Raw genomic sequence first — 24,602 nt, forward strand, 5'->3', positions numbered from 1 at the left:
TTAGGCTACCTCCTCGGGTCTTTTCACCAGTTTTTCCACGATCACTACACGTCTTTTAAGTTCTTCAAACTCTTCCCGCGTAACTGCCGCTCCTGCCATTTGCTGACCAGCGTCCCCTTGAGCCACTCCGTCGGTTGTGTCCGGTGTCTCTTCGTCTGTTTGAAACTGTGACGGCAATTCTACTACTGTTCCTGCCGTGTCCACACTCTCCCCAGGTTGTGCCAGATCCTCATTAGCACGTTTTTGTTCTTCGGCTGCTCTTCGAAACTGCTCGGCCTCTTGGGCCGTTACCTCCCGATACTTACCTTTTTCCAAGTAGTTAAAGGTGATTTCTTCATCAGTTTCAGCCAATTTCGCTTTGAAGTTGGCTCCACGATTATCCAACGGTTGTACATCATAAATTGCTGGACGAGATTGCTTGAATTTCTCCATTTCTGCCACGAGATTGGTTTCTAGATTCGTGTTAACAACCCGCGTTGCCGCTTTTACTCCGATAGCAATTTCAGTGCGCAGACGTTCAACCTCCGCTTTAGCAGTAGCCAACTCAGACGCAGCTGCATCCCGTTTCGTCGTAATGTCCTCAATCTCCAGCTTAGCATTGCTCAATTCCGTTTTAGCTTGAGCCAGCTTGTCCGACATTTCGTTATTCTCGGCAATAAGCTTTGCAATTTGCTCTTCGTATTCCTTTTGAAGCTCATTAATCCGTTCTTTGTACCCATTAGTCATAGTCTCCACTTTAGCCTCAATTGCTAAGCGAATAGCTTTATATGCCCCTTCATTGGTAAAAAAGCTTTCTACGTTTACTCCCACCGTATTGACACTATCCAACACATATTCAGTAGGCTGTTGTTCTTCTGCTTCAATAATTTGGTCTGTCATGCTACTACACACCTCAATCCGATTATTTTCATCTCTATACTATGATTATACCATATATAGTGCCGTTATAGTACATATTTCGCACTATTACACAACATTTCGTATGTGGTTGTGACTTGACTATCTCAAATATTTTCGAATGGCGACCATCACAATTGCGTATATCAATAATGCCGCTATTAAGTCCATGTTTAGGCTCCTACCTTATCCGGTGGTTTGCCTATGAATCTATGACCATCCGTTTTAAACCACGTAGCAGGCTCGTAGAGACCTTTTAACTTTCTGCCTAGTATTCGGTCATCCATCACAAGTAACACACCTATACGGGTTCCAGAATCGTCCATAAGGGTATATCCCTCTTTGTGGTTGATCCAACATGCTATCATGCTGCTTCTACCTCCCATACTTTGATAACGATTCGTGGTCTTTCGGAAAAATACTTACGTGTATTAAGGACAACAACTCGGTTATCATCTTTCCAAGCTATTTTATTTAGAGCATCAAAAATTCCTTTGACACAATTATCAATATCAGGCTTGACTATAGGGAATATTTTCCCTTTCAGCGCCTCATCTCTTTTCTTCTTGCTCCAGCTTTGCGGTACCGGATAATAGAATCCGATCTCTGTTCCTACAGGTCCCGATAATGGATTATCAAACTTCTTTCTCGCCAAGTAACCAATCTTAGTTTTGTAGGTGAGGTAATTTTGTGCTGACGGGTTTTTCCACTTGCTCCGTTGCGTCATACGAACTGCACCCATTGGCGTAATATCTACTTCAAACGTTATCATGCTACGCCTCCCTGGTTTCCTCTGTTTATCCTGTCTAACTCATGTACCACTCTCGCTTTTGATATACCAATATTTTTAGCGATCTCTGAGCGCCGTACGCCTGCCTTTGCTTGCTGGCTAATATATTTGCTTATCTCAGGTGAAAGTGGTTCATACAGGCTTGCTATGAGCTTATCCGCGGTCTGTGGCTGCTTCTGGCTTTTTACTGGCTGTGCCTGCTCCCGGATAGATCCACCTGTACGATAATGCTTTTTCATCATGCTGCCTCATCCTCCTGTGCTTTCTCCCACTCTAACTCTGCCATTCCTTTACGTATGAATTCGTCCCAGTCTTTGTCCATTAGGTCATAGTCGTCTATTGGATTCATGGGGTATCCTCCAGTGGGGTTTCATAGATGTTGCCGATGACTTCCACATAATCATTTTCATGAATTCCGTTATCACATTCTTCAAAGTACGGCATACCATATACCTCATCATCCAATGTCTTTGTACATGTCCAGCAAGCTCGAGATTCGTCATACTTCATATATCCAAGAATCTCGTCATTTCTCATATTTTTGTTCCTGAAAGCCAATATATCTCCCTCATATATCTCTTTACCGTTACGGTCTTTTAGTCCGGTATATTGCATGTATTTTAAGTGATATAGATTCTTGAATTCCTCTTCATCTTCCGTAATATCAGTCGCAACAATTCCAGCACTATCGAAGCCAAAACAAACATCTGTTTCTTCACCAACATAAAGCATTTTTTCCTTAACGTTGTCCCACGCTCTAAATTTGATGGGTCTACTCATTTGTATCCTCTCCTTTCAAAGCTGCACGGGCGCATTTGCCGTTATCGTAATCCATTTCAGCTACTCTGAATGGTCCTTTTTGCCTCCAATTCTCTCGGTTAGCATAAAACTCCAGTGCTTTATCCTTAATCTCTATCTGTTGTAGGAGGTAGGTGATATATTCAGGAGCGTTCGCTAAGAATTCAGCGTCTTTATGTCGGTTAGCCCACAATACGATATTGATTTCACCTGAGCCTGCTGGTTCTTCTACTGCAACATCTGAACCGTGCATAACAAACCATTTACCCGGTGTAGCTGCTTCCAGTGCTGTACGTATCTCTTGTATCTTCTTATCCATGGTTAACCTGCTTTCCCGGGACACGTTGCCCGTCTTTGTATATCCAGCCTGTTTTACCTGTGCCTTCGCATTCTTCACACTCATGAAAAAATTGAGTTGCGCTCCCTTCGCAATATGAGCAATCTGGTAAGTCATAGAGCCTTCCTTCTTCTGATTCCTCAAACTCTCTCCTGAGTTCTTCAAACTCTTGTTTGACCGCCTTTTTACTCTTGCGAGATAGCTCTTTTACTTCACCTTCTTTACGGACAAAATACTTCCAGTGACGATCAAGTCGTTTCTTCTTATCCATGGTTTAGACCTCCATCAAACGTCACTTTTTCAACGATGTGAATTTCATTGCCAACAAAAGGCGATTCGCGCATTCCCAAAAAGATATGGGGTCCATATATCTGCATTAGTTCCCATAATTGAAACTGTATTGGCTCTTGTTTCGATGCTTTGAAGTGCGTATCTAGCGGCATTCTTATGCTGATGGGCAAATGAGAGTACGCCTCCTGATAATGATTTTCAAGCATTTCTATTCCGGTTTTTGTCAATATGACTTCTACATGATCGTTTATGTTCATATCCCTTATTCCTCTCCTTGAGCTATTAGAGCTGCTAAACAGATGGCTTCTTGTACAGTTGTAGCCGTCATCCTATACCCTTTCACCCAATAAGGTTCACCTTCTGCCAAAATAAACCTAGCCATCCATCCCCATGAGCCGTCATCCAATTGAGTCATAGCTACCTCTGTAAAATGCGTCTTGCTCAATTTGTCTATTACTTCCCATGCTGCGGAAATGTCGATACTGTACATTGCTGGTGACATTGAATAGCCCTTACCGTTAATGATCATCCCCGGTCTGATTCGATCCGCCTTATATCCCATTACAGCCGTAGCAACCCATATATCTCGCTCTTGTGGTTGCATACTATTCCATTTAGCTATTACTTCATCCCTGGTCATAGGGTATCTTCTTCCCTTCTTATTGGAGTCTATAGTCAAAATCCTTGAATTTACCGTATTGCTTCAGATTCATCATTTCCGCAGTTCCTACAGATCCCTCACGGTTCTTGGCGACAATGATTTCGATAATGTTTTTTTTCTCAGTATCTCGGTTGTAATAGTCGTCCCGGTACAAAAAGGATATGGTGTCCGCGTCCTGTTCGATGTTTCCAGACTCGCGCAAGTCACTCATCATCGGCCGTTTATCCTGACGCTGCTCCACTCCACGGCTGAGCTGAGCCAGCGATATGACCGGACAATCATTTTCACGCGCCATCTGTTTAAGGCTGGAACTGATGTAACCCACCTCATCATTACGATTACTGAACTTTTTCCCGCCTTTAATGAGTTGCAGATAGTCGATATATACAATCAAATCAGGATGCCTCTTTTTCAGCTTTCTGACCGCTGCACGTATTTCTTGAACACTCAGTCCTGGCCGATCATCTATAAACACATTCATTTCTGTCAGAACTGATAATCCAAGCGTGTATGTCTCCCATTCGTCGTCTCGCAATTGTCCGGTTCGGATGCGCTCACCGTCTATGTAGCACTCTGCGGCTATCATCCGGTCATACAATTGCATCTCAGGCTGTTCTAGGCTAAATATAGCGACTGTAAGGCCCTCCTTACCGTTTCTAACGGCGTTGTTTAGGAGGAAGGCTGTTTTACCCATAGAAGGTCTTGCAGCCACTATATTGAGCGTCTGCTTCTGCCATTTGCCCGTTATCCTGTCCAACTCTGTGCCAACTGTACTGACTCCTAATGCTTGTCCGTTGTACTTCTTGTCATTCAAAAGTTCAAAGTGGTTCATGAGTCCGTCTTTGATATGTGAGAAGCCTTCTCTATCCCGTGACTGGTCACCGATTTTTTCAGCAATGCTCATTAGCTCTGCCGCAAACTCTACAGGGTCTTCATGACCACCGCTATACACTTCTTTGACAGCAATCAATCCGGTTCGCATTAAATACTTTTCCTTCACAATACGTTCATGTGAAGAGAAGTCCGAAATGGATGGAACTGACTTGCTCAGGTCAACCAAATAGCTCATGCCACCAACATCCTGCAAGGCTTGTCCCATACGTGAAGTTATAGATACAACGTCTATCTTTTTATTTTCTTCCCGTAATGAGAGCATGTTTTCAAATATGACCCTATGTCCCTCGTGATAAAATGCATCTGGCATTAATAGACTCTCGTATATCAAATCTGGAGCTAACAGGATGGAGCCAAGTACAGATTGTTCTGCCTCTAAGCTGAAGTAACTCATTGAGCCTCAGCCCGTTTCTCTGCCAGCAACCTTTGCATCCAAGCCTGTCTGGTTATACCTTCCCTGACCCACGGCGGATCTTTCGGTATATCTTTGCGTTCTTCATCCTGCCTGCGGATCATCTCACGCGTTCTCTCGATTTCTTTATTAGCTTCAATTCTCTCGTTCGCTTTTATTAGAGTAGGTATGCCAGGAGCAAAGTCTTTTCCCAAGCTTAGATAGTCGCTCAAGTTGGCCATTACAGTTTCGAAGTCATATTGTTGGAGTTTATCCACCCAAATATCTACGACCGACTTATCAATCTTCCAACTTGGGAAATACGCTGCTGTTTTCTTTACGATATCAATAGCTTCCCTTTTTTCCATCTACCCCAGCTCCCTTTCTAATTCATCAAAGATAGACATACGACCATGCTTCTTTCTCATACCTATACCTTGGTGTCTTTCTTTTATTGCTTGGGTATAAAAGGAGAAAGAATTTACTTCCCCACCTTCAAGCGTTTTTTTCTGGTACTTCTCTTTCATTACAGAAATAATAGTGTCAACAGGAATTCCATCTTTTAATAGACCAGATACAACAGGCCATTCTTTTGCTGTCAGTCCATGATTATGGTGAATTTGTCGATATGCTTTATCAATTTTTGAATAATCATTTTCATCAGTAGTAGTAGTAATATCTTTATCTACTTCTATATCTACTTCTGTTTCGTTTCCGTCCGTTACGGTAACGTTACACGTAACGCCTTTTGTACTACCTTGTAACTCAATTCGTTTATTCTCCCTATGCTTCTGGACTCTTAATCTCGTTTGTTCCCTAATCTTGTCCATTTTCTCAATAGCCTGATGCTTCTCCCAGTTGGTTACGAAGATATATCCCTTTTCATCAATATCTATCATTTCAAACTCTGAAAATGTTCGTAGTGCCAATTCAACCATCTGCTGGGGTTTATTAAATAGAGTAGATAACATACCAGCTGTGTATGGCATATTACGTTTCAGATAAATGTATCCACCATCATTTGTTTTCCCGGCTTGAGACAGTATTTTGAACCACATCACTAAAAGGGAATCACCCTCCGGCATTGATTGGATGATCTTTATTTTGTCGTCCGAAAAAATATCAGTAAGCACTTTAAACCATGTAACGTTAGCCACATTTACACCACCTGTCCTGCTTGATTATGTCTGAGGACTAAGCCCCTCTCCGCTCCAGACGATCCATCTTTTGCTTAATGCGGTCTATCTGCCATTCGTAGTGCATGACATCTCCGTAATTGTTGTATTTTTCAGCCTCGTCCCGTTTCTCAATCGCGTGGGCGAGGTCAATTTGTAGTAGTGTGTAATCGTTGTTAGTTGCCATTTTCGTTTTCCTCCAAGTCTTGTATGAGCCGTTCAATGTATTCAACCGTCTTTCGCAGGTCCTCTACTCCATTCTTTCGCTTCCATCGCCACAAGTATTTTATACATGCACCAGTGGTATAAGCTTCTAAGCCACTTAGTCCCTTCGTAGCGGTCTTTATAGCAGCAAGGCACTCTACTTCTCCCTCAACTCCTACATCGTAGTGAGACGGGCGTATAGCGTCACTCATGGGCAACTCTCCCTATGCTCAAAGTGTTCGGCTCTATCTGCTCAATCAACATATACCTATCTACTTGCACAATCCCCACATATAACAGTAATGCGCATAATATAGAGGTATAGGCTCTTATCATCGACTTTTCCCCCAATAGGTTGTACATACACAGAAGAAGATCCACATCCAAAATGCCATCCAAGGGTGAGTCATCATCCAATCAGCTATAGTCATTGTTGTTTCTCCCCAAACGCATTCCGGATAACATACCTAGTAAGTAAGCCATAGTCACTCGTTCATTCCCGCTGGCGCAGGCAATCTCCTGGTATTCTCCATAACCCATATCAGCGTATAGGTTGTAGATGGTCTCTGGTTTCTTCCACAAACCTCTCTTTATCGTTTCACATTCGATTATTAATTTACGCTCGATCTGTTCGTTGACTTCGTGTAAATATCCATAAAGTTCACTGTTTGGGCATATATTGTTTTCTAAGTATCCATAAGTGAAAACTGGCATCTATATATCCTCCCTTAGTGGGTGTAGGTCCTTACTGATTAATGTCATATAAGCAGCCTCTGCCCTCTGGCGTGGGCTGGAGAGCATAAAAACTGTTACTCCGGTGTAGGAAAACACATCGTTATCGCTATATTCCAAATCGTCCCCATCCCATTCAAGGCGCTTCGCTAAGTTAATGGCATACTGTCGGTCATTTGCTTTGATAGCTACTGCCTGTACCTCCAGAGAGGCGGCAGGATCGGATGAAGGGTGCCAATCCGTAACCTTGCGTCGAAACTCTTTTGTGGCTCCATCAACCCATATAAGCCTCACACCATCCCACACATTCACCCAGCCCAACAAACCAGCAAGAGCAAAATCTAATTTCTCGTCTATCATATCCACTGACATATCTATCATCCTTCCAACGCTCCGTCAGATTGCAGGAGCGTATTGTTTTGGTGGTTACTCCCCTAATGCTGATACCTCACCTTTTGCCCATCTTGCAAAGCCTACTAGGGTCATAAGATACCAGCCGCGAACGTGTTCTTTCTTGTAATACAACTCACCGTCTTTACCAACACGATTGCCGATCAAGATTACCGTTCGTTTTTCGCCCTTACCGTTGTGGTATGTCTGACCTTCCTTGACTGCGCTGGGACTCATGACTGTTATTCCTCCCCTAATTTCTTGCCACATTTACCGCAATACTCATAATCAAGAATGGCTGAATCGTTGATATATAAGTATTTTTGTTCAGTCATATCTTTTGGGTGCAGACACTGTTTTTGTATTTCATACAGGTTCTGTCGTTCACTCACCTTTACCGCCTCCTTGGGATGCAATAGAATCATATTCGGGCCGATCAATCCGTTTAACCGCACAACCTTCCCGGGTAAAATAAAGCTTCTGTACAGCCAGCACATCTGGATCGTGGTGTTTAAAGACCGCTACCACTTTATTGCCTTTTTCAGCTTTGAAATATTGTTCATTCATGACTTCTTATCGCTCCTTATAGGGGTATAGGGTAAGAGGCTGTTATGCCTCATCCCGAATTTATAAATCTAGTACAGCCAATAGAGCAGACTTGCAACGTTGTTCAGGCGTGGCGTGGATGTAGTCAAATAACCCAACATATTCACCCGTGCTTACTACAACCTGTTTTAATGCCCGGCAATATTCAACGTGTAACCGCATCTTCTTAATCTTTTCTTCTACTACCCATGCTGCTGATATACTCTTCGACCAACAATGGCGATTTACGAAGTACGTAAAGGGGATGGTCCCTTTTGGTGGCATCATTCGTAATGCCTCGTCCGTACTGGTGTTTGAAGGTATCAGCACATCTCCATGCTCCACAGGACCGTGGTAATCATGTGTTGGTCCGGTTATACGAGTCCATCCAAAAACGAATTCGGCTACCATCGCATCTAAATCCACTCCCAGTTCCATCGCCAGCACTTGTTCTCTTGTCAGTGACATGTATATCTCCTTTTAATTTAATTGGATAGGGTAAGAGGCTGTTATGCCTCTCCCACCTAAATATTGAGTTAACTTTACACTTTGGAATCCATCATATTTTCACTTCCGCATATTCGGCATCCTTGATAATCCTCGACCCATACCGCTTCTCCAGCTTTGTCATATCCGTCATAGCGTGTTATTAGTCTCAGCTCACTTCTGAAGTGTTTTTCACCACAGTCAGAGCAAACCACCAAATCAAACAGTCCGGTCATTTAGATCGCTTCCTTTCCCTGGATCTGGGTAATAAACAATCTTTCCATCAGCAAAGGAAAGTGACACACTCGTCGTATCGGGGTCTGTGGCTTTTTGTTTCTTGTATTCACCGCGTATATGTTGGTACACGGCTCCGACGATCTCATTCGTTTTATCGGGACTTTTATCGGCAATTGACGGAAAACCGCCTGTTTTCTTCACCTTAGCGATAACCAATTGATTTGCAGATACTGTGCATATAACTCTATAATTTTCCCATTTCATCGCTTATCGCTCCTTATATATAGGGGTATAGGGTAAGAGGCCCGAAGGCCCCTGTTTAGGCGTTGTACGGCAGTTCCTGTACCTCTGCCTCGCAATCCTGGTCCGTCATGGTAGCAAGCAGGCTTTCTTCGTATCCGATCTCGCGCAATAACTTCCGATCATTCGTTTCTGTAAACATGTTCATTCGCTCCTTTTAATTTGTTTGGTATAGGTAGTAGGGGGTGTATCCCCCTTATGGAGGGCTGTTCCCTCCTTCTTATCCCCTATGGGGCTATGCGTACATGCCAGGCACTTTTATGCCCACTATTTCAGCCGCCATTCTTATGCCTATTGCTATGCCACGATACTTTCTGTCGTCAGAGGAAATGTGCATTTCGTACTGTTGCAACAATTTTTGTTCTACCGTCAGTTCAATTTCATAGCCGATGTATAAAGCGCGAATAAGTTTGTCCGGCGACATGTCTCTTAATGCTTTATCTTCCTCGATATATTTACCTGATAAAATATGGTCATGTACAAGTTCCTCACGAGTGCATCCTCTTTTGAGTAATCTTTCTATAACTTGAGCCTGTGCTTTGGTTAAAATCACATTATCCATGTGTTTGTCCTCTCTGCCCTTGGGGGCTATAGATTCCTTGCTTGATATATTGGAGACATATCAGGTGCATTTTTCATTACCTTGATATGGTCTAGTAGTATGGGTTGCCATACTCGCTTATTGCTGTGGATTAGTTCATGGCAGGCATGACACACCAGTACACAGTTGTCTACCACATACTGGCCTCCACCGCCGCCCATGCCGCCATATATGATGCGATGAAGGTGTAAGCCCGGACCCGGCTTGCCGCACAACAGGCAACAATTATGATCGCCTACAGATGCGTCACGTTCAGACACAGCAGTACGTACCTTATCTTTGCTAATGGCTTCTGGATCGATATAACGTTTCTTCTTAGGTCGCTCTTTACGATTATGGTGAGCTAGGATATTTTTACGATGTTCAGGTATAGGTTTCTTTCTTTTCGCAAGTGCCATAGCTACCTCCTAAAATGGTCCGTCAATGGGTTCGGGTAATGGTCCGCCATCGTCGTAAAAGGGGTCTTTATCGCGATCGTATTTAGAATGGGAGATCATCATCGCTCACTCCTCGTGAATAGTCCGGGTCTTGTCGTTCAAGTTGTTGCCCGCCGTTCTCAGGTCTTTCTAGGAAGCGCACATTATTAGCGATAATTTCCGTTACATAGACCTTGCGTCCATCCTTTTCATAGTTACGGGTAGCAATCCGACCTTCAACTGCACACAGTCGTCCTTTGCGTAGATAGTTAGCACAAGCTTCCGCTTGCTGGCGCCATACTACAATGGGAATAAAATCAGCATCCTTGTCTTTGGAATAAGGGTTATCAACGGCAAGAGTGAACGTAGTGTTTGCAATTCCACTTGGTGTATATTTCAATTCAGGATCGCGTGTTAGTCGTCCAATCAGTACGGATAAGTTCAACATTTAAGCTGTCTCCTTTTCGGCTTTCATAGCCTGCAATTTAGTAATGAAATCGTCTGCTAGATCTTCTGTAAGCTGTGTTAGCTGCTTTTTGTAGAGTTTCAATGTCTGCTGATTAATGGCATCTGCACTAAATCCAAGTTCAAGCCACATCTTTTTTGCTTCACCGACTTGTTTAGAAGTGATCATATTGACCAATCCATGAGTTTGCTGGAATGAATCTGGATCGTCTTTATCTGTAGCGATGTTGAAAAATTTGAGCATGAAATATTTTTCCGCATATGTCAGAGCTTTGCCGACACCCTTCTCACCTGCTATATCAACTCCCTGACCGTACCAGGGGACTGATATTTGTTCTTTGGGGTCATCTGCGTTGATCCATGTCATAGTCATTTCAAGCTCTGTAAAGTACGTTGTTGTACGTTTGGTTACATTGCCCTTGTCGTCCTTATATTCGATAGGCGATTCATGAAGTGTCGGTTTAGTGATTGATGGCACCAGCAGTAAACCCAACTCGTCCATTTTTGTCTTAAGTGACGCAAGAACACGGCTTGAACCTGTATATTGATACTGCGATCCCTTATCTGCCTTCTGTATATAAGGAACCTCTTTCCGCACCTCAATCAATTTTTGATAGATGTTCATCTGTATCATCCTCCAATTCATAGGTGGCTTTTACTTTTCGAGCATGGTAATTCTCTGGGTCCGTTGGTGCATAGTGTTTGCTTTTATAGAGATAGTCGTTTATTTCTTCGATATTGTGCCAACGTGTGACACGCATAAAGTCAGTGCTCATATTCCCTGCTATGTCGATGAAGTATCCTTCTTTGTGCTGTAACACATAGTAGGTCCGTTCATCCGATTTTTTCATACCATTCGACCTTTCGTTGTGGTATAATCACAATACTTACTTTTGAAGTGTCCTTGATCTGTGCTGCCGTTGCATCGGCAGCTTTTTCTTTTTTATAAGCTATCACCATGTTTTTCAGGTACACCCTCAGCAACGTTTTTGTCAGCGTTCCGCGTTGTTTTGCGATCTTTGCTAGCTCCAGAAACACCCTGCGATCCGTCATCCTTCTTCACCTCCACAAGTTTGACCTCACCTCCCCAACCGTAATGCTTTAAAATATCGTCTACGTTGCGAAACCTCATGCTGTGCGTTTGCCCTCCCGGTCCTCTGGGTGAAACATCTTGTCCAATTCAAATGCGCGCTTCTCGTAAATCACGTCAGGTCGTTTCAAATCGAAATCTACTGCCCATTGACTATCCTGTCTGCCATTCTCCATTTCATCTGCTAGTTGACTAAGCCAGAAAGCCTGATCCCGCAGATAAGCGATGTACTCAGTTCTGGTCATGTTAGCAAGCACCGCCATATACTCGCCGCCCTCCTGCCTCTTTCAAAACCCAGTTCGTCACGCACCCATCATCAAGAAACAAGTCACCGTCTACAATGATGTAACTGTCTATGCTCGTGTTAATCTCACAACCACAGCCGCATTTGCAAATCACTGCGTTTGTTGATTCAGGACGTTTAAACGGGAACGGGGTAACTACTCGGTTTTCAATCTCCTTTGGATGTTTAGCCATGCTTGGCACTTCCCTTCTGTTTTTTAGATTCAGTAAGTTGCTTATCCTTAGCAAATTCCTTCATCGCTTCACGTAAGGATTTCTGGAACTCAGGTCCTTTCTGCTCTGTCTGCTTCACTTGTTCACCACCTTGGGTGCATCTTTTTTAAGGTAATCCGCTATTTTGTTGTTTCCCCAATCCTGTAGGATGGATTTTCGTAACTGGAGCGACAATTCGCCTTGGATTAAATTTACTTTCATGTCTTGCCCTCCTAGATGTACAATGGGTTGTGGTTGTTCTTACATATCCGTCAATATGTTGTTATTCACGAACATGAATTTCAGGGTCGTTAAGGTATCCGTAAGTTGGGGATACCCTCATTTCAAATGATGGTATTAAGGCCTGAGGTCATTTGAAATGACACCAGCTGTCGGGCTATGTTCAACATAGGTCGTGCACATAAGGGATTGTGTTTAATACAAACCCTCTGTTTAACGGGCACTCTCGATTGAATCTAGGGTGACTAAGTTCAACTTAGGAAGCTTATAGGGTGTAGGTTCAATTGGCACCATTAACTTTGCTTTTCATGCGCCTGGATTTTCTCTATCCATGAATGGAAGAATTCCGCGCTTGCCAAGTAATTCATGGATAAATAGTCTTCCTTTTTGCGTCCATCGTGTGTTCATTTTTACAGTTCGTTCACCATTGTTATGAAGAATGTCCAACGTTTGTGACTTGGTATATCCCTTATCCTGATATTTGGAATACAGTAGCCATTGCTTGTTTTGTTTGTACTGTACCTTTTCTTCATGAAGGATCTGATTAAGTGCTGTTCCTGACAAACCATAATCCTTAGCGATTTGGGTAATTGTTACAGCATCTTTACTTATCAAAATTTGATCTAAATAAGTGAGCTTTGGTTCGTACTCTTTTACTCGCTGCTCTAACACGAGTGTTTTAGTTTCCAATTCTTGGCGAGCCTCTTCTTCTTGAATCCACTTCTTAGCTCGCTCAACTCTGTTGTCGATCATGTAAGAGGGCGTATCTTTTGGTATAAAAAGTTGCTGTTCCATTTCGGCAAATTTCATTACATATGTTGCTGTAAACAAAACACCTTTTTCGCCTGTCATTTTATTGGCTACCATATCGCAGCCTTTTCGTGTAATAAGAAAACAATCGTAAGTTTTATTGTTACTTTCTACCTTGTAGGTACTTGGTATGAAAAAAACACGAGAATTCAATTTTGATTTTTCAAGAATATCAACATAACCACGGATATCACGCATCAAGTTGCTATGCTCTTTTTCCGTCATTACTGCAACTTCTCGACTATCTACAAGCAATTGATTGTTTTTAAGGATGATTGTTAATTCGTTCATACTCATTCGCTCCTTTAAGCGGGTTTTTTAAAATTAAACGTTTCGCTTAGTTTTGGATTAAAAAGGACCATTGGCTCTTCTTCCAAAGCTTCAGCGATCAACAGTACATCATCAAGGTAAACACCACGGCGGCCTTTTGCTATATCCTTGTACCAAGTGATTGTTTTACCGCAATGCTTTGCTACATACGTTTTTGTCATCCTTTTGTTTGTACGAATGGCTTCCATGTTTTTTACTACATAATTCATGTTATTCACCTCCTTGACTAAGCGTTTCGCTTACCTTGTGATTTAAATATATACTAAGCATTTCGCTTAGTCAAGAAGTTTTTAAAGCGTTTCGCTTATTTTGTTATGCGGATCGCTTAATATTGTTATATTTGTATATTAGGAAGGAGGTTTTGAGATCAGTGGATAGTTTGGGATCTAGATTAAAGAAGGCCCGAGAAAAGAAAGGCTTGACTCAGCAAGATGTAGCTAAAAAACTTGATGTCACTAACGGAGCTATATCAGGGTATGAAAGAAATTATAGAGATCCCGATTCCGAAACATTAAAGAAACTTGCTGACCTTTATGAAGTATCTATCAACTGGATTTATGGTAGGGACGAAAAAGAGAGCGAATATACGCTCCCAGAGGAAGTTATATCAAAAGTCATTAAGGAAGCTGAGGCACATTATGGAGTTAGCCTGAGGGATGATCCTGTTGTAGAGTCGGCAGTTCGCGATTTGATAAACAATCTTGCAAAGATGAAGCAATCAACTCAGAAAAATGATTAATTAGTGATTTGTTTGTTTCGTTTATATCAGTCCTAGAAATTATTACACTTGCCGACATCAACAACTGTTCATCCATGTTAGCAGCTCCTTTGTGTCTATTTCAGCCGTTTTTAACATAATACCACAGAATCATACTTTTCAGGAACGTGTGTTCTGTTTTTAGCTAAAAAAAGAGAACAAGGTGGCAGTGAGATGGAGTTAGTACCCGTCCGCTGTCGTATTCCCGAGTTACTCAAAAGGATCAACAAAAATCAACAATGGTTAGCTGATAAGATTGGTCTGCCCAAACAGCGTATATCAGATATTGTACACCTGAGAATGGATAATATCTCGATAAAACGCGCTGCTTTATTAGCCTATCATCTTAATTGTTCGATTGACGATCTTTTTGTGTGGGAATTGCGGTAGCAGAGTAGCAACTAGCTACTCTCGGGGAAAAGTAACAATTTTCTGTTACTTGCGTTATAAAAAAATTAACTGCAACCGCAGCCATTCCCTGCTCACCTTTATTAACACTATAACAGATAATAATTGTCATATGCTGTCGAATTTTGCCTAACTTTGTATAGTCAAATGGGGTTAGAGGGGTATTGACATTACATATTAAGTTTGCTTCTTACGATTACATAAGAACCATCAACGAAATAAATGCGCGTCCCATTCTTTGCTGCTACCTTGTCCTGCACTCGCTGTTCATTTATCAAGGTTGATTGATCATACCGTTTAAACCCAAACTTACTATAAGCTCGCTCTAAATCCATAAGACGATCCAACGTCACAAACGAATGGTCTTTAGTATGATAAGCAGGAACTTTAGCAGAATGCGCTGTCCTGCGAAACGGATCTATCCAATTCACATCAAACAGGGAAAATTCCGCAATTTCTGCTATTTCCGTTGGTCGAGTATCTAGTTTAATTCCGAAGATGTCCATGTTGTCACTCCCTAAAATAGTCACTAACATAATAAGCTATGTAATGACTGGACACATCGGACAAAATATGCCAAAGGAAATGATGGGAAATGACGATAATATAGATGACAGATAAAAAGCAAATACCGCAGCCGATGTGGATCTACGAGGACGTTTAATCAGATGAAATTATTAAGTGTTTTCCAGTGGATTTTTAGCATAATTGGCAGTCTTGCCTTTATAGGAATCCTTTTTTGGTTAGGTTCTGATGTAATGCAAGCCCCACCAAGAAATCTTGTTTTGCTTGCTGATCATACAAACAAAACATATATATCGCCTGAATGCTTAAATGCAAAAGTTGATTATACAACAAGTGAATTTGAACTTGTTACTTTAGAAGAAGCATCAAAGGAATTGAATTATGAGTATGATTCAGTTTGTACCCATGATAGTATATGGCCTTCTAGAAATTCAGCTTGGAATTTCATTGGTACAAAGTTAGGTTTTTTAAAGCCACTTAACTGGAAATGGAACGAAGATGGTAGTTGGAAAGAGGAAGTATTTAAAAGATAAACATAAAAAAAAGGGGTAAAACAATGTTTGAAAAAATGCCTAATTGGCTGCGGTGGGTTCTCTTTATACCAGTTGTTCCAGCTGCAGCTGCATTATATATATATTTTGTAAATATATCATTTATACACTTATTAAATAGGCTAGAACTACCAATGTTGACATATATAATTGAGAGAATATTCTATAATTTATTTGGTATATGCTTTTGCTTAACAGTTAGTATTAATATGATACCAAAAGGAAAGATAGTATTATCTTCTGTATATCTTGGAATAACACTTCTAGCTATAGGTATGTCAATTGCCTTTTCTTTACTTATACCAAGTGAAGAATATGCGGTATGGCAAGTTATTTACGAGAGTATATTATCAGTACTAGCAGCCTTAATATCATTAATTATGGCTTTATCTGAAAGAAAAATAACTGTTGAGTCAATTAATGAAAATAATGTTAATCAGTAATTCAATCACCATGAATAAAAGCTCTGCTAACCTTAATGGGTCGGCAGAGCTTTGTTATGTATACATCTTTGAATGTAAATCGAATTGCAATGAATAAACTTCGTGTGATACCATAAGAATAGATAAAGGGAACGGTTGCAGCCGCTCCCCTGTACAACTTACCGCTATAAGAGCGGTCGGCGCTGGTTTACGATCACGAAATAGACCGATACCTTGTCCAGGGCGGTCTATTTTTATTTCAATTAATCAGCAATTGAATTGCCATGAATAAACATATTGTGATAACATAAGAATAGAAATAAGGGAGGCGCAACCCTCCCCTAGAACAACGAAGTGTGCCTTCGCGGCGCGCATTATATTACTGTGATTACAGCAAAACCCACCGTAGGCCACGAACCTTTAGCGGTGGGTTTTGCGCTTGTTACGTCTTTTACGTATCCATCGGTAAACTTTCCGTGAACTAAACCATAGGCTTAGTACCGTAGCAGTTACTTTCAAGAGCAGATAAAGCGTACCAAGTGCAGTCATGGCGGCAATCACCTCCTTTACAGAAGGCTGCGCCGTGACCCCCACCCGTTGTCCTTAGAAAATTATAACATACAGATGCCCCTTTTCGGGGCTTTTTCTTTGCTTATGTATTCACCTCTATTGTCATGGAGATAGAGATCCTGATGCATTTACGGTCGCTGAAAAAGACACGCAAAGACGTGTCTCTCCACGATCCTATAGGGACTGACAAGGAAGGCAACGAGATTACTTTAATTGATATCCTCGGCTCCGAGGCGGACGATATTGTAGACAAGGTACAGCTCAAAATCGAGAAGAGTAAAATTTATCGCAATCTGGATATTTTAGATGAGCGTGAAAAAGAAGTCGTGATTGGCCGATTCGGCTTGGAAGCCGGAGGAGAAGAACGAACACAGCGGGAAATTGCACGAGAACTGGGAATTTCTCGCTCGTATGTGTCCCGAATTGAAAAGCGTGCGTTGATGAAGTTGTACCATGAATTTTACAAGCAGAAGGGATAGTGAATAAACAGATACCTACCTAGAACTTTTGACTATTTGGAGGCCCTATACAGGGCCTTTTTTCATTATATGTTAGTCTTGTATTTACATTATTCAGCACTTGCTTTCCTTTTTTCTTAAATAAGTACTAACTTTTTTCTAAATATGACAATGGAAGTGGGGAATAGACTATCGTATCTCCATCCTCATCTCGTTTTAAAATAATAGCGAACTCAGCACCATTACTCTCATCGCCTCTTGGCAACGGGAAGATCATAGCGGGACAACGTAACTCATAACTATAAGGAAATTCTTTTCGAAAATCCTCTAAAGCATAATTCAGAACTGCATCTATTTTATCGGTAAGCACATGAAATCCACCTATTACAAAATCATTGGACTCTTGGGAAGCGGTATACTTCTCAAATAACTTGGTCTTGTATTCCTCAACAGTGCTAAAACAAACTTCCCAATCCAAAGGGAATACGCCATTTGCCAAATAATAAGTGTATATTTTCATATTCTATACGTTCTCCTTCTCGCACCTAAAATAGTTATTTATATTGTTTCTCTCAATCTTTTTCGATATAGACTAGCCTAATCTTTGGAATGAACTGGTTAAGAACCTAAAAATAACACCTTTTCTTATTTCCTCCTATATCGTTTGAATTTTTAATTACGTAGGTTCTTATTCCGTCCATTGCTAGTATAGTTCATGAAATAACCAGTTGCTATTATAATGGTTGGCCACTCATATATGACTTTTTAATTAAGGAATACATTTATTGAGAGTTTCATATAGATCATATACAACAACATATTTAGCAAATTAGAAATAATAGCCAAGGGAGGCAGTTCAACATGACAAAATTCAGTCAAAACCCAGACAGTTATTCGTTTTCTATGGAACCTGTCGTTATACCTGAAGATAATGTTTCAACCAATGGAGATAGCAAAAATACTTTTCCGAAAAATGTTTTGATCGATAATAATCTCTATTGGGAGAGCAGCTTAAGTGGTAAAGGTGGAGAAATCATCTTCAAATTAGATTCAGGAAAAACGATCAATGATATCCTCTTAGCCCAGCCACCTTCTCGCGCTTTTATACTTTCGTTTTCGTTACATGGCTCGAGTGACGGAGAAAACTGGTATAGGTTAGGACAAGTCGAGGCTGTACCAAGCACTGCAAAAATAACCTATCAGTTTAGTAATGAGATTCCTTTTTCATGTTATAAAATAACTGTATTATCCTCTGGATTGAATAATACAACCACCTATTATGGTATCCGATATATTCAACTAAGAACTGCTCTCATCAATGGCGTTCCTGCCTACAGAGGCTCCAATATAAATCCTGCTATTGCGGAATAAGCCAGTACAAAATACAAAAAGGGGGCTGAATGACGCCCCCCTAATTTTGGTTATTTCATTTGAAGCATATTATAAATCATCTCAGCAGCTTCCGCACGCGTAACTTCCTGTTTGGCACGGAAGCTGCCATCTGGATATCCTTGTACTAAATTAATCTCGGTTAGACCAAATACATCCTTTCTGGCCCACTCTACAATTTGAGAGGAATCTGAGTATACACTGCTTTCTTGCTGTGGTGTAGCCTTGATAATGTTATTCACCATTTTAGCGGCCTGCTCCCGGTTTATGACCCGATCTGGACCAAACACTTTGCTGCTAAAACCTCGGGCGACTTGATCCTTAATTGCTGTTTTGAGCAGATTCACGTACCACGCTGATAGATCAATATCCTCGAAGCCGAGAATCACATCTGTTTCGAGCGGTAATTTTAGAGAACGAACAAGCATCGAAGTGAATTCCATACGTGTTACAGGCCTGTTCGGTTCAAAAAGCATGCTGGATGTCCCCTTCACTACGCCCAAATCGGCAAGCACATTTATTTTCTCTCTATTAAATACCCGCTCGATGTCACTAAAATGATTTGGCTTTGTCTCGTTTGTTGGTTCTTGAAGGAGCTTGGTTTCTGTTTCTGTCGGCTCCTCTACAACAGCCTGAATCGGTTTTACACTTCCCGCGCCTCCTGTTCCACCACTTATGTCGACAGTATTCCCAGTAGTTTTACCGCTCGCAGCTTGTGCCTCTGTACGTTTTCCTTGGCTATTTTCTGCCCAAAGTCGAACGGTATACAATTGCTTCTCTCTCAGCTGTCTCCAGCTAAAAGCTCGATCCTTACCACGATATAATTCAGTTCCATTTTCACTAGCAAGAACAAAAATATCATTTTTATGTTCTGACTCCCAATGGACGATAAATTCACTATTCGTTGTTTCTGTCTTGGAAATCACAAATGCTTGAGACGGTAGCGTCTCGACCTCACCTTCTGCCCGCTTACCTTCACCGCTTGTGTTCACTGGCTTCACAGTAATACGATACAATGTGGAGCTATCTAATCCGTCTACTTTAAACTCTTGAGTAGTCGTATGAGCGATAAGCATCTCGTCTTTGTAGACATTATAAGCATCTGCACCTAGAGCTTCTTGCCACGTAATAAGCAGATCGGTATCCGTCACGCTTTTCACAACCAACCTATGATTTGGTATTTGACCTGGCAATGTACGATACGTAAATGGAGCTATGTCGCCTTCTCCCGTAGTATTCATGGCCTGTATACCAAACGAGTAAATTATACCAGGCTGAAAATCTGAAAGTATGATATGAGCTTTTCTAGTGTCAAAAACTTTCCCTGTATCTTTGCGGATCACAGTATATTGGGTAGCACTCTTGATTACATCCCAGGTCAGCGAAATCTGTCCATTCCCAAGTTCCGTAACTTTGATATTCTGTACTTGAGGCGGAAGTGTCAGCAGTTCACCTGACGTTGGTGGACTGTAACCACTGCTGTCCCCACTGCTCACTTGAAAATCGTAGTTTTTCCCCCCTATTAAACCAGATACAACTATCCGTGGTTCCGTACTATAATAATTTTGACCGTTGATTGTTACCTTATAGTGAGTTGCCCCATCAGCTGGGGTCCATATCAATGTGGCATCATGCTCGCAAACATCTACAGCAGCAAGTTGTATAGGTGAATTAGGTAGTGTTAATACGTTGATAGATGTATCCCAACCCGTACCACTTCGATTGTAAGCTCGAATTTTAATATTGGCAGATCTGCCTGCTGGCAAGCCCTCAAAAGTATATGAACGGATACCACGCGGAATTTGCACCTTTGGTTCATCATTGACATTCAAGATGTATCCTTCAGTCCCCGGCACATCTTGCCACGCTACACCGACAGAATATACATCCTTGGTTACACTTGAAAGTGTAGTTACCTGAGCTGGTAATGTCATAACGCCGAGATGAGCATAATCTCCAAATCCTGTTGTATTTTCGGCAGATATACGATAGTTATACTCCGTTCCCGCCTGAAGCTCAGTATCGGTGAATTCTGTATATACATCGTTATAAACCGAGACCTCGTCTCGCTCTAGGATGTAGTAGGTGGCAGTGATTACAGAATTCCACTTCAAGTCAATTCCATCTTCTCTTACGGTTACATTTCGGAATCCGCTTGGACTGTCCGGTAGACTTAAATAAGATACATATTTTGCTTCCCCCTCTCCCGTGTCGTTTATAGCGGATACAGAAACTTCGTAATACTTACCAGGCTCCATGCCCTTAATTGAGTTATACACATCCTGTGTAACCGTATCCTTATATATGACTTCTCCCGTACTTGCATCCGCTGCTGTAATATTATATTTATTAGCTGAAAAAACTGGCGTAAAGTCAGCCATGATTTCTGCTGAATGACGAGAGACAGGTCGCAACTGAACATGATCAGGGGCATCAGGCAGGGTTAATACACGGACTCGATTAGAATATGCATTGCCTCCTACATGATTACTGCAACGCAGTTCATACTCATATTCCCGGCCTCCTTGCAGCCCTGTATCTGTAAAAGAATTTGTCGGATGGCTAACATCCCAAACCTCATTTGTTGTTAGATTCCGGACTGTATAAACATAACCATCGTCTAGACCGGAGGGAATAGTCCATTGCAAATCAACCTCTGTGTTGCGTACAGCTATCGCCGAGAGTACAACCGACTGCGGTTGCTTTTGAATGCGAAGTGCACTGCTGACCGTTTCATACATGTTTCCTGCCTGGTCTTTCACCTTCGCATGGACATACCATTCACCTTCATTTGAAAGATCCAGCTCGACTATTGATTCGGCTGCAGCCTCCCAGTTTTCGGGTGAATCGGGGCTGTTCGTAATTTTATACTGCATTGTCGATGGTTCAATCCCCGAGTGCTGGTCAGCGTATCGTATCCTCACGTCAATAGGGGTATCTTTCCATTCACGCGAGTTGGGTGTCAGTTGGATGCTCGGCCGTTCCAAATCGATATAAGTTTTTGCAGTCACCGGAACGCTTCGATTTCCAGCTGCATCTACAGCTTGAGCACTTACTTCTACAATCCCCGAACTATTTAATATTCCCGATGAACCAGGCACATAAGCGCCAGAACCCAATTGATATTCATAATGTACGGCTGTAGTATCCGTTGCACCCGAGAGCGTAAATTGTACTGGTTTATTGATATATCGGGTAGGATTCGTCACCTCAGAAAACGTAACTTTCGGAGGGGTTGGTTTGGTACGATCAATCATGATTGATTGAGTCACAATGGGACTAGACACCTCAAGATTATTGATTGTCCGCGCTGATAGTTCATAACTCCCTTCTGCATCTAATGTAAAAGTGCCATTGTATGTCAGCCACTCCCCTGTTGGACTCAAACGATACTGCGTCATCTTAATTCCATTTGTAGAGTCACTCCCTGACTCAATGGTAATATTCACATCACGGTTCGTTGGGCTCGTTTCGCTAGCCCGTATAACAGGAGCCGTCGGCCCCTTTTTATCAATCGTGACTTCTTTGCTTACCTCCCGGCTCACGTTACCCACGCTATCGATGGAACGAGCATAAATCGTGCTTTTGCCATCCTGGTTCAAAAGAAACACTCCGCCGTATTCCCGCCAATCCTGATTTACAACGCCGGTCAACCGAAATTGAGTATGGGCTAGTCCAGAATAATCGTCTGCCCCCGGTTGTAGTGAAATGGTATATTCATTACTGTTCCCTATTACGTCTATATTTGGGGGAGTGGGTGGCATCCTGTCGATCCGTACATTCGCGGAAGAAAGACCGCTATACTGATTATTCACATCCACTGTTCGGGCATAAATTGTATTTACACCATGGTCATAGACAGTGAAGGGCCCGGTATATTGCTGAAATGCTCCTCCATTCAGGCTATATTCATAGTATTTTAGTCCTTCAGGAGCCACATCCCCATTGATCCACACGGTTACAGGCTCTCTGGTCCACCCTGTAACAGCCTGTCCCTCTGCGCCTGCATGAATCTGGGGTGGTTTAGGCATCAAGTCTGATTTGGGAATAATACGGATTCCAAACCTGGATATTTCATTACTTGTCTGTTGACTAGTTCCCATCGCTCTAAAATATCGAACATCCCTTAGTGTAATAGAGTCGGTGATATCTATCCATTTTCCCTGGTAATCGCTATCGGCATAGAATTTCGTTACATTAGTCCATGTATATAGATTCGTACCGTTAGGTCTCCAACTGTCGCCCGCAGCAGCATTCGATGTATATATATCGGTATGATAAGACCCTTCAATATAAACAAAAATCCTGTAATCCAAAGCCTTAATAGATCTTCCAATATCAATAAAACGATTTGTCGGTTGTGTAGTCCCATCACATTTATACCTTGCCGAACCCGTGCCAGTGTACACTTCCGTTGCTCCTATCCCACTTCCTGACCAAGAGCCCCAACTATCGCCTCCACCCGGCAAATTGTTTTGGCAAAAAGGACCTCCCATGATTTCTTGGGTAGCAGCTGATACGCTTTGTGGGAATATGGGAATGGTCATCAATAAGAGGAGTAAAACCAGAACTCCATACACCCATTTGCCGTGCTTTCTTACCTTTCGTTTATTTTTTCGATACATACACTTCTCCTTTCTTTATTTTATTTTCAAAGAGTTCTACGTACTCGCTTGGGCTAGAATAGAAAAAGCACCCCAAACGAAGGCAATAATGCCTAAGTTTGAGGTGCTTCCTCAAGTTCACGAGTATGTTTTGAAGCTATTATACTTCGTTCCAAGCAGGATGTAAACAGAACAGCAAAATGAGCTGTGATAAATTCTCGAATTTCTCATCTCAGTGATCGCTTTGAAGTTTTAATCAACCCGAACACCCAAGTTCCGAAAAAATCCACGCATATTCTGCATGTAAGCATCCTGAGCAGGAGAAGATTCCTTAAGAAGATTTTGCATACTATTCATAAACGCGGAAGCTGAGGATGTATCCGCTTTGTCAAACCGATTCGTTAACTGTGGTTTATTTAACAGCTCTTCAGTCTGTTCTGTACGTTCCTTGTATTTATGAATCCAATCGGGGTTTTGAGGAACCTTTTGTGCAAAACTCAACAGCTGGCTTAATCCATTTCCTCCACCCTTAATGTCATTCATGAACGCAGTATATTTTTGAGGATCGACCTGTTTCATCACTTCCGACAGCTTGACGTAGTCCTCAGGGGCACCTATCGGACGATCTGTAGGAGTCGTGTAGCTAATATCTCCGGTCTCTGAATCAATGGTTCGTGTCAAGGCAATACCAGCTATCTGGTTCATGGTTTGCATAAATTCCTTGGCTTTATCGCCTTCCATGTAATGATCCGCAATATACTTGGACTGGGAAACTCCCATCTCCAGCAATACCGCGCGCTGCTTCTCATCCGTTACCGTTCCATCGACGATAAAATTGGATTGAATCATATTGTACACAGCATCGGACACTTCTTCCGGTTGGCCCTCCAAAACCCGGTTTAATGCATCGTTGATCTGAGTTGTGCCAAAATACTTGGCAGCATGTGACACGATATCCCCCTCAGCCAGCTTTCTGCCAGCTTCACTAATCTCCACGGTGTCCTGAACGACGAACCTGGACACTTTTTCTTCATGTAGCTGGGGGGACGGAACTTGCTTGCTTGTCGGATTGATCCGTAAGCTACCAGAGCTAAGAACCGCTTGTTGTGCTTTAAGAGGTTCAAAATTCATTCTACTTCCTCCTGTCATGTTTGTAACAGGGAATCTAAGGCGTATGTACAATATAATGTAACCCTGTTGCTATATATATCGGACAAAGCATATATGGAATGAATATATGCTTTGTCCTAAAAATGAACAATTTTTGAAGCAAGCTCCTGACTCTGAATGTAAATTGTTAAAA

44 protein-coding genes and 1 pseudogene are annotated in these 24,602 nt (G+C 41.9%); 6 read left to right on the top strand and 39 right to left on the bottom strand.

The window, feature by feature from the left end:
- The 35 genes from FKV70_RS19035 to FKV70_RS19180 form a co-directional block, all read right to left on the bottom strand.
- Positions 1-879, bottom strand: a complete 879-nt coding sequence (locus tag FKV70_RS19035; RefSeq protein ID WP_142613842.1) for a kinetochore Spc7 family protein — start codon at positions 877-879, stop codon at positions 1-3.
- Between the two features lie 191 nt (positions 880-1,070).
- The gene (locus tag FKV70_RS19040) at positions 1,071-1,265 is read right to left on the bottom strand and encodes a hypothetical protein (protein ID WP_142613843.1); all 195 of its coding nucleotides are present in this window, start codon (positions 1,263-1,265) and stop codon (positions 1,071-1,073) included.
- Positions 1,262-1,669, bottom strand: coding sequence for a RusA family crossover junction endodeoxyribonuclease (locus FKV70_RS19045; RefSeq protein WP_142613844.1), 408 nt, complete (start codon positions 1,667-1,669; stop codon positions 1,262-1,264). The genes FKV70_RS19040 and FKV70_RS19045 overlap by 4 nt, the downstream gene beginning before the upstream one ends.
- Complete coding sequence (locus FKV70_RS19050; RefSeq protein ID WP_142613845.1) at positions 1,666-1,929, bottom strand: hypothetical protein; 264 nt, start codon at positions 1,927-1,929, stop codon at positions 1,666-1,668. Before FKV70_RS19050 ends, FKV70_RS19045 begins: the two co-directional genes overlap by 4 nt.
- 103 nt (positions 1,930-2,032) lie before the next feature.
- A complete protein-coding gene (locus FKV70_RS19055) occupies positions 2,033-2,467 on the bottom strand; it encodes a YopX family protein (RefSeq protein WP_142613846.1) in 435 nt (144 codons plus the stop codon).
- Positions 2,460-2,804, bottom strand: a complete 345-nt coding sequence (locus tag FKV70_RS19060) for a hypothetical protein (RefSeq protein ID WP_142613847.1) — start codon at positions 2,802-2,804, stop codon at positions 2,460-2,462. Before FKV70_RS19060 ends, FKV70_RS19055 begins: the two co-directional genes overlap by 8 nt.
- Entirely contained in the window at positions 2,797-3,093 is a 297-nt protein-coding gene (locus FKV70_RS19065; RefSeq protein ID WP_142613848.1) for a hypothetical protein, read from the bottom strand. The genes FKV70_RS19060 and FKV70_RS19065 overlap by 8 nt, the downstream gene beginning before the upstream one ends.
- The gene (locus FKV70_RS19070; protein ID WP_142613849.1) at positions 3,086-3,370 is read right to left on the bottom strand and encodes a hypothetical protein; all 285 of its coding nucleotides are present in this window, start codon (positions 3,368-3,370) and stop codon (positions 3,086-3,088) included. The genes FKV70_RS19065 and FKV70_RS19070 overlap by 8 nt, the downstream gene beginning before the upstream one ends.
- A gap of 5 nt (positions 3,371-3,375) precedes the next feature.
- A complete protein-coding gene (locus tag FKV70_RS19075) occupies positions 3,376-3,753 on the bottom strand; it encodes a BC1872 family protein (RefSeq protein WP_142613850.1) in 378 nt (125 codons plus the stop codon).
- A 19-nt stretch (positions 3,754-3,772) separates the two neighbouring features.
- Positions 3,773-5,062, bottom strand: a complete 1,290-nt coding sequence (gene dnaB, locus FKV70_RS19080; RefSeq protein WP_142613851.1) for a replicative DNA helicase — start codon at positions 5,060-5,062, stop codon at positions 3,773-3,775.
- A complete protein-coding gene (locus FKV70_RS19085) occupies positions 5,059-5,427 on the bottom strand; it encodes a replicative helicase loader/inhibitor (RefSeq protein WP_142613852.1) in 369 nt (122 codons plus the stop codon). The genes dnaB and FKV70_RS19085 overlap by 4 nt, the downstream gene beginning before the upstream one ends.
- Positions 5,428-6,216, bottom strand: a complete 789-nt coding sequence (locus FKV70_RS19090) for a phage replisome organizer N-terminal domain-containing protein (protein WP_142613853.1) — start codon at positions 6,214-6,216, stop codon at positions 5,428-5,430.
- A gap of 37 nt (positions 6,217-6,253) precedes the next feature.
- Complete coding sequence (locus tag FKV70_RS25950) at positions 6,254-6,421, bottom strand: hypothetical protein (RefSeq protein WP_162305682.1); 168 nt, start codon at positions 6,419-6,421, stop codon at positions 6,254-6,256.
- Complete coding sequence (locus tag FKV70_RS19095; protein WP_142613854.1) at positions 6,411-6,650, bottom strand: DUF3310 domain-containing protein; 240 nt, start codon at positions 6,648-6,650, stop codon at positions 6,411-6,413. The genes FKV70_RS25950 and FKV70_RS19095 overlap by 11 nt, the downstream gene beginning before the upstream one ends.
- A gap of 205 nt (positions 6,651-6,855) precedes the next feature.
- Entirely contained in the window at positions 6,856-7,152 is a 297-nt protein-coding gene (locus tag FKV70_RS19100; RefSeq protein ID WP_142613855.1) for a hypothetical protein, read from the bottom strand.
- A complete protein-coding gene (locus FKV70_RS19105; RefSeq protein WP_142613856.1) occupies positions 7,153-7,542 on the bottom strand; it encodes a hypothetical protein in 390 nt (129 codons plus the stop codon).
- Between the two features lie 54 nt (positions 7,543-7,596).
- On the bottom strand, positions 7,597-7,797 hold the full coding sequence (locus FKV70_RS19110; protein ID WP_068938620.1) for a hypothetical protein: 201 nt from the start codon (positions 7,795-7,797) through the stop codon (positions 7,597-7,599).
- A 5-nt stretch (positions 7,798-7,802) separates the two neighbouring features.
- Positions 7,803-7,952, bottom strand: coding sequence for a hypothetical protein (locus FKV70_RS25955; protein WP_162305683.1), 150 nt, complete (start codon positions 7,950-7,952; stop codon positions 7,803-7,805).
- Positions 7,945-8,127: a hypothetical protein gene (locus FKV70_RS19115; protein WP_142613857.1), complete on the bottom strand. Its 183-nt coding sequence runs from the start codon at positions 8,125-8,127 to the stop codon at positions 7,945-7,947. Before FKV70_RS19115 ends, FKV70_RS25955 begins: the two co-directional genes overlap by 8 nt.
- A gap of 60 nt (positions 8,128-8,187) precedes the next feature.
- Complete coding sequence (locus FKV70_RS19120; protein WP_142613858.1) at positions 8,188-8,613, bottom strand: BC1872 family protein; 426 nt, start codon at positions 8,611-8,613, stop codon at positions 8,188-8,190.
- A 74-nt stretch (positions 8,614-8,687) separates the two neighbouring features.
- Entirely contained in the window at positions 8,688-8,867 is a 180-nt protein-coding gene (locus FKV70_RS19125; RefSeq protein WP_142613859.1) for a hypothetical protein, read from the bottom strand.
- Positions 8,851-9,132, bottom strand: coding sequence for a hypothetical protein (locus FKV70_RS19130; protein WP_142613860.1), 282 nt, complete (start codon positions 9,130-9,132; stop codon positions 8,851-8,853). Before FKV70_RS19130 ends, FKV70_RS19125 begins: the two co-directional genes overlap by 17 nt.
- A gap of 55 nt (positions 9,133-9,187) precedes the next feature.
- A complete protein-coding gene (locus tag FKV70_RS26940; protein ID WP_280115092.1) occupies positions 9,188-9,310 on the bottom strand; it encodes a hypothetical protein in 123 nt (40 codons plus the stop codon).
- 93 nt (positions 9,311-9,403) lie between these two features.
- A complete protein-coding gene (locus FKV70_RS19135; protein ID WP_142613861.1) occupies positions 9,404-9,730 on the bottom strand; it encodes a hypothetical protein in 327 nt (108 codons plus the stop codon).
- A gap of 26 nt (positions 9,731-9,756) precedes the next feature.
- Positions 9,757-10,167, bottom strand: coding sequence for an HNH endonuclease (locus FKV70_RS19140; protein ID WP_142613862.1), 411 nt, complete (start codon positions 10,165-10,167; stop codon positions 9,757-9,759).
- Positions 10,168-10,249: 82 nt separating this feature from the next.
- Complete coding sequence (locus FKV70_RS19145; protein ID WP_142613863.1) at positions 10,250-10,633, bottom strand: single-stranded DNA-binding protein; 384 nt, start codon at positions 10,631-10,633, stop codon at positions 10,250-10,252.
- Positions 10,634-11,275: an ERF family protein gene (locus FKV70_RS19150; protein WP_142613864.1), complete on the bottom strand. Its 642-nt coding sequence runs from the start codon at positions 11,273-11,275 to the stop codon at positions 10,634-10,636.
- Complete coding sequence (locus FKV70_RS19155; RefSeq protein ID WP_142613865.1) at positions 11,250-11,501, bottom strand: hypothetical protein; 252 nt, start codon at positions 11,499-11,501, stop codon at positions 11,250-11,252. Before FKV70_RS19155 ends, FKV70_RS19150 begins: the two co-directional genes overlap by 26 nt.
- Positions 11,485-11,703 carry a hypothetical protein gene (locus tag FKV70_RS19160; protein ID WP_142613866.1) on the bottom strand — a complete coding sequence of 73 codons (219 nt, stop codon included), beginning with the start codon at positions 11,701-11,703 and terminating at the stop codon, positions 11,485-11,487. Before FKV70_RS19160 ends, FKV70_RS19155 begins: the two co-directional genes overlap by 17 nt.
- A 75-nt stretch (positions 11,704-11,778) precedes the next feature.
- Positions 11,779-12,003 carry a hypothetical protein gene (locus FKV70_RS19165; protein ID WP_142613867.1) on the bottom strand — a complete coding sequence of 75 codons (225 nt, stop codon included), beginning with the start codon at positions 12,001-12,003 and terminating at the stop codon, positions 11,779-11,781.
- Positions 11,987-12,217 (bottom strand): hypothetical protein, encoded by a 231-nt coding sequence (locus tag FKV70_RS19170; RefSeq protein WP_142613868.1) that lies wholly within the window; start codon positions 12,215-12,217, stop codon positions 11,987-11,989. Before FKV70_RS19170 ends, FKV70_RS19165 begins: the two co-directional genes overlap by 17 nt.
- Positions 12,210-12,335 (bottom strand): hypothetical protein, encoded by a 126-nt coding sequence (locus FKV70_RS26945; protein ID WP_267238285.1) that lies wholly within the window; start codon positions 12,333-12,335, stop codon positions 12,210-12,212. Before FKV70_RS26945 ends, FKV70_RS19170 begins: the two co-directional genes overlap by 8 nt.
- On the bottom strand, positions 12,332-12,457 hold the full coding sequence (locus FKV70_RS26950; RefSeq protein WP_280115093.1) for a hypothetical protein: 126 nt from the start codon (positions 12,455-12,457) through the stop codon (positions 12,332-12,334). The genes FKV70_RS26945 and FKV70_RS26950 overlap by 4 nt, the downstream gene beginning before the upstream one ends.
- 324 nt (positions 12,458-12,781) lie before the next feature.
- Complete coding sequence (locus tag FKV70_RS19175; protein WP_244310785.1) at positions 12,782-13,576, bottom strand: phage regulatory protein/antirepressor Ant; 795 nt, start codon at positions 13,574-13,576, stop codon at positions 12,782-12,784.
- A 14-nt stretch (positions 13,577-13,590) separates the two neighbouring features.
- Entirely contained in the window at positions 13,591-13,824 is a 234-nt protein-coding gene (locus FKV70_RS19180) for a helix-turn-helix domain-containing protein (RefSeq protein WP_142613870.1), read from the bottom strand.
- 161 nt (positions 13,825-13,985) lie between these two features.
- On the opposite strand from FKV70_RS19180, the gene FKV70_RS19185 reads away from it, so the two are divergent.
- Positions 13,986-14,354, top strand: coding sequence for a helix-turn-helix domain-containing protein (locus FKV70_RS19185; RefSeq protein WP_142613871.1), 369 nt, complete (start codon positions 13,986-13,988; stop codon positions 14,352-14,354).
- Positions 14,355-14,546: 192 nt separating this feature from the next.
- On the top strand, positions 14,547-14,762 hold the full coding sequence (locus FKV70_RS27130; RefSeq protein WP_142613872.1) for a helix-turn-helix transcriptional regulator: 216 nt from the start codon (positions 14,547-14,549) through the stop codon (positions 14,760-14,762).
- Between the two features lie 188 nt (positions 14,763-14,950).
- Here FKV70_RS27130 and FKV70_RS19195 read toward each other — a convergent pair whose 3' ends face one another.
- Positions 14,951-15,286 carry a LytTR family transcriptional regulator DNA-binding domain-containing protein gene (locus FKV70_RS19195; protein WP_162305684.1) on the bottom strand — a complete coding sequence of 112 codons (336 nt, stop codon included), beginning with the start codon at positions 15,284-15,286 and terminating at the stop codon, positions 14,951-14,953.
- 162 nt (positions 15,287-15,448) lie between these two features.
- Here FKV70_RS19195 and FKV70_RS19200 point away from each other — a divergent pair, with 162 nt between their 5' ends.
- From FKV70_RS19200 to FKV70_RS19210, 3 genes and pseudogenes are all read left to right on the top strand, one after another.
- A complete protein-coding gene (locus tag FKV70_RS19200) occupies positions 15,449-15,838 on the top strand; it encodes a hypothetical protein (protein WP_142613874.1) in 390 nt (129 codons plus the stop codon).
- A 23-nt stretch (positions 15,839-15,861) separates the two neighbouring features.
- Positions 15,862-16,299, top strand: a complete 438-nt coding sequence (locus FKV70_RS19205) for a hypothetical protein (RefSeq protein ID WP_142613875.1) — start codon at positions 15,862-15,864, stop codon at positions 16,297-16,299.
- Positions 16,300-16,955: 656 nt separating this feature from the next.
- Positions 16,956-17,327, top strand: a pseudogene (locus tag FKV70_RS19210) (sigma-70 family RNA polymerase sigma factor); the annotation flags it as partial.
- A gap of 127 nt (positions 17,328-17,454) precedes the next feature.
- Here FKV70_RS19210 and FKV70_RS19215 read toward each other — a convergent pair.
- Entirely contained in the window at positions 17,455-17,826 is a 372-nt protein-coding gene (locus FKV70_RS19215) for a hypothetical protein (protein ID WP_064795989.1), read from the bottom strand.
- 341 nt (positions 17,827-18,167) lie between these two features.
- On the opposite strand from FKV70_RS19215, the gene FKV70_RS19220 reads away from it, so the two are divergent.
- Positions 18,168-18,677: a discoidin domain-containing protein gene (locus FKV70_RS19220; RefSeq protein ID WP_142613876.1), complete on the top strand. Its 510-nt coding sequence runs from the start codon at positions 18,168-18,170 to the stop codon at positions 18,675-18,677.
- 50 nt (positions 18,678-18,727) lie between these two features.
- Here FKV70_RS19220 and FKV70_RS19225 read toward each other — a convergent pair whose 3' ends face one another.
- Positions 18,728-23,320 carry an OmpL47-type beta-barrel domain-containing protein gene (locus FKV70_RS19225; RefSeq protein ID WP_142613877.1) on the bottom strand — a complete coding sequence of 1,531 codons (4,593 nt, stop codon included), beginning with the start codon at positions 23,318-23,320 and terminating at the stop codon, positions 18,728-18,730.
- A 231-nt stretch (positions 23,321-23,551) separates the two neighbouring features.
- On the bottom strand, positions 23,552-24,430 hold the full coding sequence (locus FKV70_RS19230) for a hypothetical protein (RefSeq protein ID WP_142613878.1): 879 nt from the start codon (positions 24,428-24,430) through the stop codon (positions 23,552-23,554).
- Positions 24,431-24,602: the final 172 nt, after the last annotated feature.

This window comes from Paenibacillus ottowii, from assembly GCF_006874425.1.
Lineage (GTDB): Bacteria > Bacillota > Bacilli > Paenibacillales > Paenibacillaceae > Paenibacillus > Paenibacillus ottowii.